The 15,707-nt window shown below is 49.6% G+C and carries 13 protein-coding genes; 6 read left to right on the forward strand and 7 right to left on the reverse strand.

Annotated elements, in window-relative coordinates:
* Nucleotides 1-50: 50 nt before the first annotated feature.
* The 5 genes from DFR42_RS02295 to DFR42_RS02315 form a co-directional block, all read right to left on the reverse strand.
* Entirely contained in the window at nucleotides 51-1,037 is a 987-nt protein-coding gene (locus DFR42_RS02295; protein ID WP_110254200.1) for a peptide ABC transporter ATP-binding protein, read from the reverse strand.
* Entirely contained in the window at nucleotides 1,037-2,053 is a 1,017-nt protein-coding gene (locus DFR42_RS02300; RefSeq protein WP_110253322.1) for an oligopeptide/dipeptide ABC transporter ATP-binding protein, read from the reverse strand. The genes DFR42_RS02295 and DFR42_RS02300 overlap by 1 nt, the downstream gene beginning before the upstream one ends.
* Before the next feature lie 14 nt (nucleotides 2,054-2,067).
* Nucleotides 2,068-3,003: an ABC transporter permease subunit gene (locus DFR42_RS02305; protein ID WP_110253323.1), complete on the reverse strand. Its 936-nt coding sequence runs from the start codon at nucleotides 3,001-3,003 to the stop codon at nucleotides 2,068-2,070.
* 48 nt (nucleotides 3,004-3,051) lie between these two features.
* Nucleotides 3,052-4,056: an ABC transporter permease subunit gene (locus DFR42_RS02310; RefSeq protein WP_110253324.1), complete on the reverse strand. Its 1,005-nt coding sequence runs from the start codon at nucleotides 4,054-4,056 to the stop codon at nucleotides 3,052-3,054.
* Nucleotides 4,057-4,192: 136 nt separating this feature from the next.
* Complete coding sequence (locus DFR42_RS02315; protein WP_110253325.1) at nucleotides 4,193-5,812, reverse strand: ABC transporter substrate-binding protein; 1,620 nt, start codon at nucleotides 5,810-5,812, stop codon at nucleotides 4,193-4,195.
* 225 nt (nucleotides 5,813-6,037) lie between these two features.
* Here DFR42_RS02315 and DFR42_RS02320 point away from each other — a divergent pair, with 225 nt between their 5' ends.
* Nucleotides 6,038-6,859, forward strand: a complete 822-nt coding sequence (locus DFR42_RS02320; protein ID WP_146218772.1) for an alpha/beta family hydrolase — start codon at nucleotides 6,038-6,040, stop codon at nucleotides 6,857-6,859.
* A 14-nt stretch (nucleotides 6,860-6,873) separates the two neighbouring features.
* Here DFR42_RS02320 and recJ read toward each other — a convergent pair whose 3' ends face one another.
* Together recJ and DFR42_RS02330 are read right to left on the reverse strand one after the other, a co-directional pair.
* Nucleotides 6,874-8,562 (reverse strand): single-stranded-DNA-specific exonuclease RecJ, encoded by a 1,689-nt coding sequence (gene recJ / locus DFR42_RS02325; protein ID WP_110253327.1) that lies wholly within the window; start codon nucleotides 8,560-8,562, stop codon nucleotides 6,874-6,876.
* Nucleotides 8,559-9,545: a hypothetical protein gene (locus tag DFR42_RS02330; protein ID WP_245936800.1), complete on the reverse strand. Its 987-nt coding sequence runs from the start codon at nucleotides 9,543-9,545 to the stop codon at nucleotides 8,559-8,561. The genes recJ and DFR42_RS02330 overlap by 4 nt, the downstream gene beginning before the upstream one ends.
* Nucleotides 9,546-9,610: 65 nt before the next feature.
* On the opposite strand from DFR42_RS02330, the gene DFR42_RS02335 reads away from it, so the two are divergent.
* The 5 genes from DFR42_RS02335 to DFR42_RS02355 all read left to right on the forward strand — a co-directional run bounded on the left by DFR42_RS02335 (nucleotide 9,611) and on the right by DFR42_RS02355 (nucleotide 15,698).
* Nucleotides 9,611-10,867, forward strand: a complete 1,257-nt coding sequence (locus tag DFR42_RS02335; RefSeq protein WP_245936801.1) for a lipoprotein-releasing ABC transporter permease subunit — start codon at nucleotides 9,611-9,613, stop codon at nucleotides 10,865-10,867.
* Nucleotides 10,860-11,585: a lipoprotein-releasing ABC transporter ATP-binding protein LolD gene (gene lolD, locus DFR42_RS02340; RefSeq protein WP_110253330.1), complete on the forward strand. Its 726-nt coding sequence runs from the start codon at nucleotides 10,860-10,862 to the stop codon at nucleotides 11,583-11,585. The genes DFR42_RS02335 and lolD overlap by 8 nt, the downstream gene beginning before the upstream one ends.
* Before the next feature lie 48 nt (nucleotides 11,586-11,633).
* On the forward strand, nucleotides 11,634-12,989 hold the full coding sequence (locus tag DFR42_RS02345) for a hypothetical protein (protein WP_110253331.1): 1,356 nt from the start codon (nucleotides 11,634-11,636) through the stop codon (nucleotides 12,987-12,989).
* A 2-nt stretch (nucleotides 12,990-12,991) separates the two neighbouring features.
* Entirely contained in the window at nucleotides 12,992-13,723 is a 732-nt protein-coding gene (locus tag DFR42_RS02350; protein WP_110253332.1) for a polysaccharide deacetylase family protein, read from the forward strand.
* 88 nt (nucleotides 13,724-13,811) lie between these two features.
* Complete coding sequence (locus DFR42_RS02355) at nucleotides 13,812-15,698, forward strand: MFS transporter (protein ID WP_110253333.1); 1,887 nt, start codon at nucleotides 13,812-13,814, stop codon at nucleotides 15,696-15,698.
* Nucleotides 15,699-15,707 lie beyond the last annotated feature (9 nt).

Raw genomic sequence — 15,707 nt, forward strand, 5'->3', positions numbered from 1 at the left:
TGATTGAGACTGCGAGAGTTTAACGAAGTTCGCCAGATTTAGTAAAAGTTTTAGATAATTTCTTCCACTCTGTGGCAGGCGACGAGCCGGTTGTCAAATGGGCGCAATAGAGGTATTTCTTGACGACATCTTTCATTGGCATGCGGGCAGCGATTATTGAAGGCGCATCCGGGTGGTGGGGCTAGCGGCGAGGGCAATTCGCCGTCCAGCATCATTTTTTGCTGGCGCTGCGCCGGATCTATACGTGGAGTTGATGCCAGCAAAGCCTTGGTATAAGGGTGCAGCGGGCACTGGAAAATGCTTTGCTTGTCGCCATGTTCTACGGTTTTCCCAAGGTACATGACCAGAACATCGTCGGCTATATGCTCAACTACTGACAGGTTATGTGAGATGAACAGGTAGGCGACACCATTTTGTTGTTGCAAATCCATTAACAAGTTCAAGACTTGTGCCTGGATTGATACATCCAGTGCCGAGACTGGTTCATCGGCGACGATGACTTCAGGATCAAGCATGAGTGCCCTGGCGATAGCTATGCGCTGCCTTTGTCCACCTGAAAACATATGGGGATAGCGCCCATAATGCTCAGGCCGCAAGCCTACTTTTGCCATCATGGCACGCGCTTTTTCTTCACGTTCGGCAGATGGCAGGCGAGTGTTGATGATCAAGGGCTCTTCCAGCATGGCTCCCACTTTTTTGCGGGGGTTCAGACTGGCATAGGGGTTCTGGAAAACCATTTGGACTAGCGGACGCACTTGCTTGAGGGTGAGCTTGTCAGCATGGGCTATGTTTTTGCCGCCCATCCATAGTTCGCCGCTGCTCGGCGTTTCTATCATGGTAATCTGGCGGGCGAGGGTAGACTTGCCGCAACCTGATTCACCAACCACGGCCAGGGTTTTGCCAGCAGTCAGCTGGAACGAGACACCGTCCAGCGCTTTTGCCATTGCTTTGGGTTTGAGAAAGCCTTGTGACACAGCGTAATGCTTGGCCAGGTTTTTTGCTTCCAGTAAAACAGGGGTAGTGGGGGTATTTTGCATCATGCTGCCTGATCAGTTTGTGTAGCTTGCCAACCGTTACCTGGCACACCTCGCGCATCCAGCGGGAAATGGCAACGCACCCGGGCATTTGCCTGTCCCTGCAATTGCGGCCTTTCAGTTTGACAGCGCCCAGTAGCATAACTGCAGCGCGGTGAGAGCAGGCAGCCTGTCGGCCGGTCATGCAGGCCGGGCACTACGCCAGGTATGGTTTGCAGACGTGCTTTACCCAAATTATGTTCGGGCAAGGCTGCCAGTAAAGCCTGGGTATATGGATGTTTTGGGGTGTCGAATATTTCTGGCACGGTACCAGTTTCCAGTACCTGGCCAGCATACATCACGACAACACGCTTGGCAGTCTGGGCAACTACCGCCAGGTCATGGGTGATCAGCATCAGGGCCATGCCACGTTCACGCTGCAATTGCAGTAATAATTCCAGCATTTGCGCTTGTACGGTAACGTCCAGAGCAGTAGTCGGTTCATCAGCTATCAGCAGGCGTGGGTTGCAGGCGATGGCGATAGCCACCATCACACGCTGGCTCATACCGCCTGAGAGTTGGTGGGGATAGGCATCCATGCGCCTTTCCGGATCGGGGATGTCGACTTGTTTTAATAAAGCCAGCGCCTTGGCGCGCAAGTCTTTTTCCTTGCCGCCCTGATGCAGGCGCAGGGTTTCCATCAACTGAAAAGCGACTGTATAACAGGGATTCAGGCTGGTCATAGGATCTTGAAAGATCATGGCGATATCCTTGCCCAGCAATTGCCGTCTTTCCTTGTCCTTCATCTTCAGCAGATCGCGGCCATCAAATTCCATTTGATCTGCGCGTACACGTCCAGGAAAATCGATCAGGCCCATCAAGGCCAGCGAGGTCACACTTTTGCCTGAACCTGATTCACCGACGATGCCAACCACTTCACCTTGTTCTATGAACAGATCAAGACCATCAACTGCCTTGAATGGCTGAGCTTCCGAGCCAAATTCAACGCGTAAATTTTTAATATCCAATAATGGTTTCATGTCGAATCTTTTGTTCAGCGTTTTAACTTGGGATCGAGTGCATCGCGCAAGCCATCACCCATGAGGTTAAAGGCCAGTACGGAAATCAAAATCGCCAGACCAGGGAAGGTGACTACCCACCAGGCGCTTTGTATGAATTCCATGGCGCTGGCCAGCATAGAGCCCCATTCTGGTGTTGGCGGCTGTGCGCCAAGACCCAGGAAACCCAGTGCTGCCGCGTCCAGTATCGCCGTAGAAAATCCCAGCGTAGCCTGCACAATGATAGGGGCCGCGCAGTTAGGCAGCACGCAATTAAACATCAAACGCAAATTACCAGCACCCGCTATGCGGGAGGCATTGACGTAATCCTTGTTCAGTTCACCACTGACTGCTGCGCGTGTCAGCCTGGCATACGAAGGCATGAGGACGATGGCAATAGCATACATGGCATTCATCAGGCCAGGGCCGAGTATCGCTACGACTGCGATTGCCAGCAACAGGCTGGGCAGGGCTTGCAGGATATCCATGAAACGTACGATGATCGTTTCCAGCATGCGGGCAAAGCGCCCGGTCCAACTGCGGGAAAAACCTGCAATCAGACCCAGGGTCACACCCACACCCATGGACAGGGTAACGGAAACCAGACCGATGAACAGCGACAGCCGTGAGCCGTGAATGAGGCGGGACAAAATATCGCGGCCAACTGGATCAGTGCCGAGTATGAATTTACTGCTGCCAGTTGCTGTCCATGCGGGTGGTACCAGCGTGGATTCGCGAAATTGTTCTATGGCAGAGTGCGGCGCTATCCATTCCGCGAACAGAGCACATAAACTCATTATGCCAACCAGCACCAGGCCGATGACCGCACCGCGGTTTTGCTTGAAGTAATGCCAGAACTCAATCAGGGGATGAGGTGGCGACAAGTTTGCAGTAGCAGCTACCGCATTGGCAGGTAAATTGGTATTGCTCATAATTCTGCGATCAAATCTTTTAAATGATGAGTGAAATTGGGCATCACATTAATGGCGTATGCGCGGATTGATCACACCGTACAGCACGTCAACAATGAGGTTGACGGTGATGACGATCGTGGCGATCAGCAATATCCCGCCTTGCACGGTTGGGTAATCACGCCTTTGTATCGCTTCAATCAACCACTTGCCTATGCCTGGCCAGGAAAAGATGGTTTCAGTCAGGATGGCACCAGCCAGCAGCGTACCGACTTGCATGCCGATGACGGTGACGACAGGTATCAACGCGTTGCGCAAGGCATGCACCCAGACTACCCGCATCCATGACATGCCTTTGGCACGTGCGGTACGCACATAATCTTCTTTAAGCACTTCCAGCATCGCAGAGCGGGTCATACGTGCAATCACAGCCAGTGGAATAGTGCCAAGTGCAATCGCTGGCAAGATCAAATGCATGACTGCTGATTTGAAGGCACCTTCTTCACCTGACAGCAGGGTGTCAACCAGCATCAGACCAGTCACATGCGGCAAATCAAACAGGATGTCGATGCGACCAGACACCGGCGTCCAGCCCAGGGTCACTGAAAACATCAGGATGAGCAAGAGCGCCCACCAGAAAATAGGCATGGAGTATCCAGTCAGGGACGCACCCATGACGGAATAATCAAGAAAAGTATTACGCTTCAAGGCAGCCAATATACCAGCTGGCAGGCCAAGCACAACGGCAAAAATAATTGCGCATAGCGATAGTTCCAGCGTTGCCGGAAACAGGGTGAAAAATTCTTTGCTGACCAGTTCCTGCGTGATGATGGAACGCCCCAGGTCGCCTTGCAGGACTTTGCCCAGATAAGAAAAATATTGCTGGTATAAAGGCTGATCCAGCCCATACAAATGCATGAGACTGGCATACCGTTCGGCGTCCATGCCGCGCTCGCCTGTCATGGCTTCGACAACATTACCGGGTATCAGATGTATCAAAGAAAAAACCAACAGTGTGATGCCAAGGAAAGTTGGGATGACTACACCCAGGCGTCGGAGAATAAAACCCAGCATCGAAAAACCTTTTTTAAGACAAGCTTATGAACAACGTCATAAAGACTGAAAAAGCAACAAGCAGATACAACGATGGCACCAAATTGCAGGTGTTCAGCAAAATTGGTGCCACGTGTTGTTCACCAGTAAGCAGTACTTATTTATCCAAATCTACTTTTTTAAAGTAATGATGTGCAGTGGAGTCCATTTTGAAACCAATCACATTCTTGCGTACTGGTGTGTAACGCAAAGAGTGTGCCAACAGAAGTAAAGGTGCTTCTTCGCGCACTATTTCCTGGGCTTTTTCGTAAAGCTTGGCTCTTTCAGCCTGTTTTGGTGTCAATTTGGCTTTTTGGATCAGGTCTTCATAATCCTTATTGCACCATCTTGGAATATTGCCGCCGCCTTTGACAGCTTCACATCCCAAAATTGGCTCAAAGAAATTATCCGGGTCGCCATTGTCGCCAGACCAGCCAAACATCATGGCATGCTGCTCGCCCGTTTTGCTGCGTTTTTTATACTCTGTCCATTCGTAAGTGGTCAGCTTGGTTTTGACGCCCACTTTTGCCCAGTCTGCCTGTATCAACTCAGCCATGCGCTTGCCGTCTGGATTGTAGGGGCGGGATACTGGCAAATACCAGAGTTCAACTTCCAGGCCATTTGCATAACCCGCCTTGGCCAGCAATTCTTTGGCCTGAGCGACATCGTAAGGATATTCCTTGATCTTGTCGTTATACGACCACATGGTAGGAGGGATAACGTTCTTGGCGACCTGGCCTGTGCCTGCATACACAGACTTTAATATCGATGCGCGATCAACAGCCAGATTCAAAGCCTGACGCACCAGCTTGTTATCAAAAGGCTTTTTCTCCACATTGAAGCCGACATAGCCAATATTTAAACCCTGTTGCGACAACAGTTTGATATTTGGATCGCTCTTCATCAACTCCACATCTGCTGGTTTTGGCAAAGCCATGACATGGCATTCGCCCGCCTTGAGTTTGGCATAACGTACCGACGCATCCGGGGTAATTGCGTAAATCAGATTATCGATTTTTGGACGGCCATCCCAATAGCCATCATGTGCCTTGTAGCGGATGATGGCATCTTTTTGGTAAGAGACGAACTGGAAGGCACCTGTGCCTATGATTTCTTTGTCGATCAGTTCTGGCGTGCCTGCCGCCTTCATTTTCTGCGCATATTCAGCAGAATGGACAGACATGAAATCCATGGTCAGTGTGGCGAGAAATGGCGCTTCCTGACGTTTGAGTTTAAAGCGCACTGTCAGGTCATCAACTTTTTCCAGCTTGTCGACGATCTTGGCTATGCCCAGATCCTGGAAATAGGCATAAGTTTGACCGGGCGTATTTTTATTGAAGGGATGATTTTCATCCGCCATGCGATAAAAACTGAAAAGAATATCGTCAGCATTCAGGTCGCGGCTGGGTTTGAATTTGGCATTGCTGTGGAATTTGACACCCTTGCGCAGCTTGAAGGTATAGGTCAGTCCATCTGCAGAAATATCCCAGGATTCTGCCAGGGCAGGGGTAATATTGGTAGTGCCGGTCTCCATTTCCACCAGACGGTTATACATGGGCACTGAGCCCGCATCTGCTGTCGTGCCGGTAGTAAAGAACTGCGGATTAAAACCTTCCGGACTACCTTCAGAGCAATATACCAAAGTCTTGGCGGCCATCGCCGCGCCAGCGTGCAAACCTGCAAAAGCGCCAATGACAACCAAAGCGCCAGTCTTCAACAGCCAATTACCTTTTTTCATCCAGACTCTCCACAGTGAATAAGTACCAGTAAAAACGACAAATCGATTGTGCCATAGCCGACTGCACAGGTTTTTGTATTGTGCAGTAATTCGATAAGATTTGTATTATTTTGTTACAAGGCCGAAGAAAATTTTGAAAATTAAACTGACAAACCTGAATGACGCTATTCGATGGATTCTCTTGCAAAGAAGATTTGTCTGGTGTTGCAAATATGATGCACGAGCATGTTGTATCTCGTTCCTCATAGCCACGGAACCAAAAGATATGCTATGCCGTCATATTGCTATGTAAGTCCAACGCATAAGCAAGAACAAATATCATCATTATTTAAACGTATGCATTCCATTACCGAAAACATTATCAGGCCTGATGGCAGGATGCTGGAGATAATTGCAGAGTTTCCTGCAGGAACCGGACCTTTCCCGGCATTGATGCTGGCTCCGGGCCTTCGTTATGACATGCATAGGCCAGTCATTGCGCAAACTGCCAATTACTTGTTGGCGGGAGGCTTTGCAGTATTCAGGTTTAACTGGTCGTTTTACACGGCTGATACTGAGCACGGTCAGCCAAGTGAGGATTTGAATACGGAGTTGCAAGACTTGCGCATGGTATTAAATCTGGCAAAAAACGACAAACGCATACAGCAGCAGCAAATTTCGGTTGCTGGTAAATCTTTTGGTTCCATCGTGGCGTGGCGTGTTTTCCGGGAAGAGGCTGGGCTAAAAAGTTGTGCCTTGCTGACACCGCTGTGCGTGGCCGATAAATCGGGAAATCATGTGCTGAGTCTGGTCGAAAAAAATTATCCAGATGCGGCATCAGAGAACAGACCTGTCCTCATGCTTGCCGGCAATGCAGATCCTTATTGTGAGCTGACTACCCTCCATCAATTTGTGGCGAGTACATCATCGACAAATTTACATATTGTCGCGATGGAAGGTAATCACAGCTTGGAGATACAAGATGCCGATGCGACTGTGGCCGCCAGCAAATTTGCGCATAACCTGCTATTGCTGGGCGACCATATACTGCATTTTTTGCAGGAATAAAAGGCAGGGCAACATCAATCTATGTGCTCGACCAGTAACTGTACTCTGGTGACACCATTATATTCATTGGCATCCAGCCTGAAAGCGACATGTACGTTTTCAGGGAGGCTGTCGGTGTGACCGAACCATATAGCATCATAACGCAGCTTGTTTTTTTCCAGCACCAGCTTTAAATGACGCTCTTTTAATATCCTCTGTGATATCAGTTTAAAGTCATCGCAAAATATGGGGGGGGGAAAGCCTTGCCCCCATACTTGCGTATCCAGCAGGCGAATAAAGTCCGTCGAGTAATAGGCATCTTCCAGTGGACCATCTGTTTCCACGACACGCTCTAGCTGATGAGCCTGTAACCAGCTTTTTCCTACAGATTCAAAAGCTTGCTGGAATGCTGGAAAGTCTTCAGCTCGCAAGGTCAGACCCGCTGCCATCGCATGGCCGCCAAATTTTTGTATCAGACTCGGCGCATGCTTGGACACCAGATCAAGTGCATCGCGCAAATGAAAGCCAGGTATGGAGCGACCTGAACCTTTGATCAATCCCTCGCCGCCAGGTGCAAAGGTGATGGTAGGACGATAAAACTTGTCTTTCAGGCGAGAGGCGACGATGCCAATGACACCCTGATGCCAGCTCTCATCAAACACTGTAATAGTATTGCTGTCTTGCGGTTGAAAATCGTCCAGGTGCAGCAGGGCCACATCCTGCATTTCGCGTTCTATGTCTTTGCGATCAGCATTGATGCTATTTAATTCCTGGGCGATTTGCCAGGCGCGGCCTTCGTCATCGGTAGTCAGGCATTCTATGCCCAGCGCCATGTCAGCCAGCCGGCCAGCGGCGTTGAGCCTGGGGCCAAGAGCAAAACCAAGATCAAAAGGGCTGGCATTGCGCGGTTCACGGCCAGCTACGCGGAACAAGGCAGCGATGCCTGCACACATACGTCCAGCGCGCATACGCTTTAAGCCTTGCGCCACCAGGATGCGGTTATTGGCATCCAGTTTAACCACGTCAGCAACCGTACCCAACGCAACCAAATCCAGCAAGGCATCGAGCTTGGGTTGATTTTGCTGATCGAATACGCCGCGTTGGCGCAATTCTGCCCGTAAAGCCAGCAGTACGTAAAACATGACGCCGACACCGGCCAGGTTTTTGCTGGGGAAGCCACATTCAGGCTGGTTAGGATTGACGATGACAGCGGCATCCGGCAAATGGTCGCCTGGCAAATGGTGATCGGTGACGACCACGGCAATGCCCTGGGCATTTGCCGCTGCAACGCCATCCACACTGGCAATGCCGTTATCGACGGTGACGATGACGTCTGGCGACTTTTCTTTTTGTGTTAGTGCAACGATTTCTGGCGTCAGGCCATAGCCATATTCAAAACGGTTCGGCACGATGTAATCGACATTTGCCCCCAGCATGCGCAGGCCGCGCAAGCCTACCGCACAGGCAGTCGCACCATCGCAGTCATAATCGGCAACGATAACGAGTTTTTTGTTTTGTGCAATTGCGTCAGCTAAAAATGTTGCTGCCTGGCCTATGTGTAAAAGCCCGGCAGGGGGCAGCATGGCATTCAACTCGGTGCTGAGTTCTTTTTCGCCTGTTGCACCGCGTGATGCATATAGGCGTGCCAGCACAGGATGCAAGCCATTCTGGCGCAACATTTCAGATTCACGGAAAGGGCAGGGGCGTACTGTAATGCGTGTCATGAAATCGAAAATAAATGATGTAATGAGGGCTTGACCCAAAATTTACGCAAGGACCAGGGCGTCAGGTCAAATCTGGCGATCTTGTGCGCATCGCTGAAATTGAGTTTCAGGCTGGTGACTTGCTTATTCTGCAGACCTGCCACCAGAGGGGAAAACCAGTTTTTATCCAGTTCGTGCATATTGTCCAGCCACAGCGCCCAGTCGTTATTGATGGCAGCTTCGCATAGATTGTTGAGTAATCCTGGTACTTGTCCTTGTGACTGAGACAGATGCTGGGCGTAATTGTTAGCGGTACTGACTTGCTTCAGCGCTGGCTCAAGATTTTGCGCGCCACCAGATATCCAGACAGAATTGATGACTTTGGCACCGCGCATCTCACGCTGGGCATTAATGTCATGGGTGAACCACTGCATCTGTATTTCATTTTGCAATTTGCGCCAGGGACGCTCAAACTCGCCTTTTGGCATCCATATATCAATATTGTGACCGCAAGCAGCATCTACAGTGGCTGTTTGCAAGCCTGCCCATTCATCGGCACGTAAAAACCAGGTTTGTGCATCGCCAAACAAGATTTGCAAGCCCATTTCTTCGCAACTTGCTTTAGCCATTTCAAACAATGAACGGGATTCGGTTTCACTAATGTTTAATTGCCGCTGATCTGTCAGCACCAGATGATCACGGGCAATATGGATGTGGACAGGCTGCAAGACGTACCAATTTCCGGCTTCAGGCCTCAGGCCATATGCTTGCATGCGGTTCCAGGCTATTGCCGGGCTATTTGCTTTATCTGCGGGAGGAAACTGGCCTGCAAGCCAGTATTCATGGCTGAGTGCGCGCGAGAAATCGTCTGTCGTCTGCGTCCGGGCACTGCCTGCGCAAGCGATTAGCCTGGCTAAACCTGGGGTCTGCATTTCTTTTAACAGGTCTTTGGCAAGGCTTGCTGGTGGAATCCCGAAGGGGATTATCAATTCTAAATGGTTCATAGTGCTGTATTGTATGGCAAACGTGTGGCAAACTGCTGGCTGCCTTCACAACAAGTGTAAATGCAGTGAAAAATCTCTCTTTTGAATGGCTGGTTGGCTTGCGTTATACGCGTGCTGGCCGGCGTAGTGGTCGTAATGGTTTTATTTCCTTTATCTCGCTGATTTCCATGGCAGGTATAGGACTGGGTGTGGCAGCCATGATTGTTGTCATTTCAGTCATGAATGGTTTCCAGAAAGAAGTGCGGGACCGCATGTTGTCCGTACTGGCTCACGTCGAAGTCTTTGATGCCAGCGGAGCCTTACCTGACTGGCGCTCAACTGCGCTGGAAGTGCAAAAAAATCCTGCAGTCACTGGGACAGCTCCCTATGTCGATGGTCAGGCCATGATTATCCGTGAAGATGTCATGCGCGGCGTAATCTTGCGCGGCATCCTGCCGGAAGAAGAGCCCAAGGTTTCTGACGTTGCCAGCAAAATCAAGTATGGTAAATGGGCTGACCTCAAGCCAGGCGAATTCAATATCGTGCTGGGTTCAGCATTGGCCAGCAGCTTGCGCGTCCGCATAGGTGAAAAAATCACCCTCGCTGCACCTGAAGGGCAAATGACACCTGCAGGTGTCGTGCCCCGTCTGAAAGCCTTTAATGTGGTGGGTATATTTGAAGCCGGTCACTATGAGTATGATTCAGGCATGGCGTTCATGCACATAGAAGACGCACAAAAATTCTTCCGTCTGAGCTCCCCCTCTGGCCTGCGTTTGCGTATCAAGGAAATGCTCAAGGCCCCACAAGTGGCGCTGGAACTGTCGCGCACCCTCTCTGGAGATTTGCTGATACGTGACTGGTCACAACAGAACAAAGTGTATTTCGCTGCGGTAAAAGCAGAAAAAACCATGATGTTCATCATCCTGACGCTGATTATCGCTGTGGCTGCCTTCAATCTGGTGTCAACCCTGGTCATGACGGTGACTGACAAACAGGCTGATATTGCCATCTTGCGCACCCTGGGGGCGGCACCGTCGTCCATCATGAAAATATTCGTGATACAGGGCACTATCGTCGGTTGCCTGGGGACCTTGTCAGGTGTGGGCCTGGGTTTGTTGATCTCCCTGAATATTGACGTGATTGTGCCTTTTATAGAGAGCATATTGGGCATACAACTGCTTTCCAAAGAGGTGTATGTCATCAGCAAATTGCCATCCGATGTGCAGTTATCTGACGTACTGACTATCGGCAGTGTTGCCTTAATCCTGGCCATGCTGGCTACCATTTACCCTAGCTGGCGTGCTTCACGCGTGAAACCTGCGGAGGCATTGCGTTATGAGTGATCAAGTATTGAATAAAGAACAGAACAAGCAAAGTAATGAGCAAGAAGCGGTTTTATCTTGCAGTGATCTGGGCAAGACATTTTCGCAAGGGCTGGATTCTGTCAATGTATTGAAAGAAATTAACCTCAGTGTTTTCAGAGGCGAACGGGTTGCCATCATAGGCGCTTCTGGCTGCGGCAAGTCCACCTTGCTGCATTTGCTGGGTGGTCTGGATACACCAAGCAAAGGCACGGTAACCCTGCAAGGCAAGGATTTTGCCAGTTTGAATGAAAAAGCACGCGGCGAATTGCGTAATCATGCCCTGGGATTTGTGTATCAGTTCCATCATTTATTGCCCGAATTTTCAGCACTGGATAATGTCGCCATGCCGCTCATTATCCGCCGCATGGCAAGGGCAGAAGCGCAGAAAATAGCGCAAGCCACTTTGGAAAAAGTCGGGCTTGGCCATAGACTTAAACATGTACCTGGTGAGTTATCCGGTGGCGAAAGACAGCGCGTGGCTTTGGCGCGTGCGCTGGTCACCCAGCCAGCCTGCGTGCTGGCAGATGAACCTACCGGTAATCTTGACGGTAGTACGGCGCAACAGGTATTTGCCCTGATGCTGGAATTGTCGCGCACGCTGGGTACTGCTTTTGTTATAGTTACCCATGATGCAGAATTGGCCGGACGCTGTGACCGTGTTTTCCGTTTAACTGATCGTGGACTGCAACAACAATAGAATGGCATGCAAAAGACCAGCAAAATGAAACTCAGGAGGCATCATCGTATGTTCTCCATAGCTCATTTTTCTACCCAGCCAGGTAGCTGGCTGGTGTCTGGCCTGTTATTTGCGCTGAGCCCATCTATATATGCGGCAGATACGGTGGAGTTGGTATTGCAACTGGAAACTTCACTGACCAGTGACAGCAATCCCTTTCGTTTTTACGAACAAACGGCCAAACCTGTTCAGCCCGATCAGGGCGATCAGACTGAACAGCCTGTTCTTGGGCCCGATAAGCAATTCCGCAACCGCGACAGTGTGACCGGCACGGACGTACGTGCCGGTGCCATCATCCCTATTTTATCTGACCGCACCCGCCTGATATTGACTGGTTCACTCGGTAACCGGCATTATAAAAACTATAAAGAACTCAATCATCACCTTACTGCTGCCGATGCCACCCTACAATGGGCAGCTGGGAAAATTGTGAATGGCCAAATCACTGCCGGTAAAGAAGACAGGTTGTTTCAATATATTAACGGCAGCCTGACGGATAAAGATATCTCTCATCAAAAACGTGCTGCTGCTAACGTCAACTTTAAACTGACGGATGAATGGTCCTTGAATGTCAGTCTGGACAGAGCGGGACTAAATTACGATTTGCCCTTGAATCAGTTATATAACTTTGACGAGCGCGGCAGGCAATTGAGTGGCCGCTACTATTCGCCAACCGGGTCAAGCGTTGAAATTGGAACGCGTTTGTCTGAAACCAATTTCCCAGACCGCAATGAGCGGGATATTGCAGACCTCGATAAGGCATATAAAGAGTCAGAGGTATTTCTCGATGCTGAGTGGCGCTACAGTAGCAAGTCTGTCACCAGTGCGCATCTGGGCGTGATCAAGCGCAAGTATGATGTGCTGACTGAGCGCGATACCAATTTGTCGAATATTCTGCTGCGCGGCACTTATCATCACTCACCTAAAGTACGTCTTGATTTGCAGCTATGGGACCGGCCTTTTACGATAGTCGACCGTACCGTGGTCTATGTGCTGAGCAAGGCTGTACGCTTCGATGCGCAATGGAAGTACTCAGATAAATCGCAAATGAATTTCTCCACACTTTTTCAAAATAGCGATAATGTCCTGGTGCCGCGCCTGGCAACTCTTGCTGATGGTACTTCGCGCAAGGAGAAATTGATACGTGTGGGCTTGGGTGGCGCTTATGAGTTTGAGCGAGGATTTCGCCTGGTGCTGGATAGTTTTTATGAAAAAGTCCAGCGTGAATCAGATGGTGTGAATTTGAAACAGGCGGTGGTCAAGTTTGGGCTGGAGTACACGTATGAAAATTTACCGGGGAGTAATTCGCGTATGGGCTTGAAACGCTATCAACATTCCCTGAGTGCCTCGGATAGTTTGCGCTGATCATGGGGCTGACACAAAAATTAAGCCGCTTCGCGGCACGCCACACAGCAAATCGCTGGTTGCCATTGAATAAGGGCAGGGGCGTAGTCAGTTTCAGTTTTGATGATGTGCCAGCCAGTGCCTGCCATCAGGGGGCCATGCTGCTGGAGTTATACCAGGCACGAGGTACTTTCTATATTTGCGGCAGTCTGACCGATGGCGTTGAGCAAAACCAGCCATGCCATAGCGTAGAAGATTTGCGGCGATTACTGGAAAACGAGCATGAAATTGGTTGTCACACCTATTCGCATACCAATTGTGCCAATGCCACCCCCAGTTTTTTGCAGGAAGATTGGGAACGCAACCAGGCTTTTTTCAAGCAGCATGGCATCACCAATCATGGTTTCGCTTTTCCCTTTGGCGCTTATGACCTGGGCAGCAAACTGGCGGCTTCGAAGCGATTTGCGTATAACCGGATTACCGGTGGCGGTACCCAGACAGGGCGTGCCGACTTGTCTGCCTTGCGTGCACAAGCCTTATACTCGGCCAATAATAATGAAGATGAGATAGGTGCACTGATCAAACATACTGCCTCAGAGGGCGGTTGGTTGATTTTATATAGTCATGAAGTCAGTGAAACACCTGGTCCATGGGGGGCAACGCCAGCTTTGCTGGAAAGCGCCTTACAGACAGCTACTCAAGAAAGTTGTCAGATATTGCCAGTCCATAAGGCAATTGACTTCTTTCTTTCATAATGGCTTACGTGGTTTTTACTCAAATCTTATTTGGGTAAGTTACAATTCTTGCGGTTTCAATCTTAATTTCAGGTAGCAGACAACATCCATGAGCCAACATAGCCAGTTTACCCTGCTGTCCCAGCGTCGCTTTGCTCCGTTTTTCTGGACGCAATTTCTCGGCGCGTTCAATGATAATGTGTTCAAGACAGCCTTGCTGACCATACTGACGTATGACGCATTGTCCTGGACAAATATGGATGTCGGCTTGCTTAATAACCTGATACCAGGTTTATTCATTCTGCCCTTTGTGCTGTTTTCAGCAACCTCCGGTCAATTGGCTGACAAATTCGAAAAAGGCCGCATGGCCCGCAATGTCAAATTGCTCGAAATTGGTATCATGCTGATTGCTGCTGTCGGCTGGCAAACGCATAATCTTTGGCTGCTGATTGCCGCTGTTGCAGGCATGGGCATACATTCAACCTTGTTTGGCCCGGTCAAATATGCCTATTTACCCCAGCATCTGAAGACTGACGAGCTGGTTGGCGGCAATGGCCTGATAGAAATGGGTACCTTTGTCGGCATCTTGCTAGGTGAAATTCTCGGTGCCATGCTGGTGGTTCACAAACCCTGGGGCATAGAATTGGTTGCTGGTGGTGCGATAGTCGTTGCTATCATGGGTTATCTGACGGCACTGCGTATCCCCGATTCTCCAGCTCCTGCGCCGGAATTAAAAATCAACTGGAATCCAGCAACAGAAACAATCAGGAATATCAGTTTCAGCAAACAAAACCGTCCGGTATTTTTGTCTTTGCTGGGTAACTCCTGGTTCTGGTTTTACGGCGCGATTGTTCTGGCGCAATTTCCTTTATATGCAAAAAATTACCTGCATGGTGACCACAGCGTCTTTGTGCTTTTGTTGACGATATTCTCTTTTGGTATAGGCGCAGGTTCTTTGTTATGCGAGAAGCTCTCTGGTCATAAGGTCGAAATTGGTCTGGTGCCTTTTGGGGCCATCGGTTTGTCTGTATTTGGTTTTGATCTGTATTTATCCAGCCTTAGCTATACCAATGTGGCAACTGTCGGCGCCATGGAGTTCATCAAGCAAACGGGTAGTTTGCACATCCTGTTCGACATTACGATGATAGGTATCTTCGGTGGTTTATACATCGTGCCTTTGTTTGCTTTGATACAAACACGTTGCGATCCAAAACATCTGTCGCGTACGATCGCGGGCATGAATATCCTGAACGCCTTGTTCATGGTGGTCGCTTCATTGTCTGCTGTAGCGATGCTGGAAAAAGGTTTCACGATACCGCAAATCTTCATGGCAACTGCTATTCTGAATGCCATCGTGGCGATCTATATCTTCAGCCTGGTACCAGAGTTTTTGATGCGTTTTATTGCGTGGATATTGATACACACTATCTACAAGGTCAAGACCATCAATACTGAGCGCCTGCCTGATGAAGGGGCTGGCATCCTCGTCTGTAATCATGTCAGCTACATGGATGCCATCGTCATCATGGCATCAAGCCCGCGACCAGTGCGCTTTGTCATGGACCACAGGATATTTAAGATACCTTTCATGTCATGGGTATTCCGTACTGCCAAGGCCATTCCTATCGCGCCAGCCAAAGAAGACCCGTGGTTGATGGAAAAATCGTTTATCGATGTTGCCCAGGCTTTGCATGAAGGTGATCTCGTTTGCATTTTCCCTGAAGGTAAATTGACCGCGACTGGTGAATTGAATGAATTTAAAGGCGGGATCATGAAGATACTGGAACGTAGCCCCGTTCCGGTTTATCCGTTGGCTTTGCGTGGTTTATGGGGTAGTGTATTTTCGCGTGATAAAAGCAATTCCTTTGGACGCGCATTCCGTCAAGGCCCATTCTCCAAACTGGAACTGGTCGTAGGTGAGGTCATGCAGCCTCAGGATGTGACTCCTCAGGCGCTGCAGGAAAAGGTCAGTGAATTGCGTGGTGACTGGAAATAAATTTCAAAT

This window comes from Undibacterium pigrum, from assembly GCF_003201815.1.
GTDB lineage: Bacteria > Pseudomonadota > Gammaproteobacteria > Burkholderiales > Burkholderiaceae_D > Undibacterium > Undibacterium pigrum.

Coding starts and splice junctions, on each gene's coding strand:
- DFR42_RS02295 (WP_110254200.1), bottom strand. CDS start 1,037: ATGCAAAATACCCCCACTACCCCTGTTTTACTGGAAGCAAAAAACCTG.
- DFR42_RS02300 (WP_110253322.1), bottom strand. CDS start 2,053: ATGAAACCATTATTGGATATTAAAAATTTACGCGTTGAATTTGGCTCG.
- DFR42_RS02305 (WP_110253323.1), bottom strand. CDS start 3,003: ATGAGCAATACCAATTTACCTGCCAATGCGGTAGCTGCTACTGCAAAC.
- DFR42_RS02310 (WP_110253324.1), bottom strand. CDS start 4,056: ATGCTGGGTTTTATTCTCCGACGCCTGGGTGTAGTCATCCCAACTTTC.
- DFR42_RS02315 (WP_110253325.1), bottom strand. CDS start 5,812: ATGAAAAAAGGTAATTGGCTGTTGAAGACTGGCGCTTTGGTTGTCATT.
- DFR42_RS02320 (WP_146218772.1), top strand. CDS start 6,038: ATGTTGTATCTCGTTCCTCATAGCCACGGAACCAAAAGATATGCTATG.
- recJ (WP_110253327.1), bottom strand. CDS start 8,562: ATGACACGCATTACAGTACGCCCCTGCCCTTTCCGTGAATCTGAAATG.
- DFR42_RS02330 (WP_245936800.1), bottom strand. CDS start 9,545: ATGAACCATTTAGAATTGATAATCCCCTTCGGGATTCCACCAGCAAGC.
- lolD (WP_110253330.1), top strand. CDS start 10,860: ATGAGTGATCAAGTATTGAATAAAGAACAGAACAAGCAAAGTAATGAG.
- DFR42_RS02345 (WP_110253331.1), top strand. CDS start 11,634: ATGTTCTCCATAGCTCATTTTTCTACCCAGCCAGGTAGCTGGCTGGTG.
- DFR42_RS02350 (WP_110253332.1), top strand. CDS start 12,992: ATGGGGCTGACACAAAAATTAAGCCGCTTCGCGGCACGCCACACAGCA.
- DFR42_RS02355 (WP_110253333.1), top strand. CDS start 13,812: ATGAGCCAACATAGCCAGTTTACCCTGCTGTCCCAGCGTCGCTTTGCT.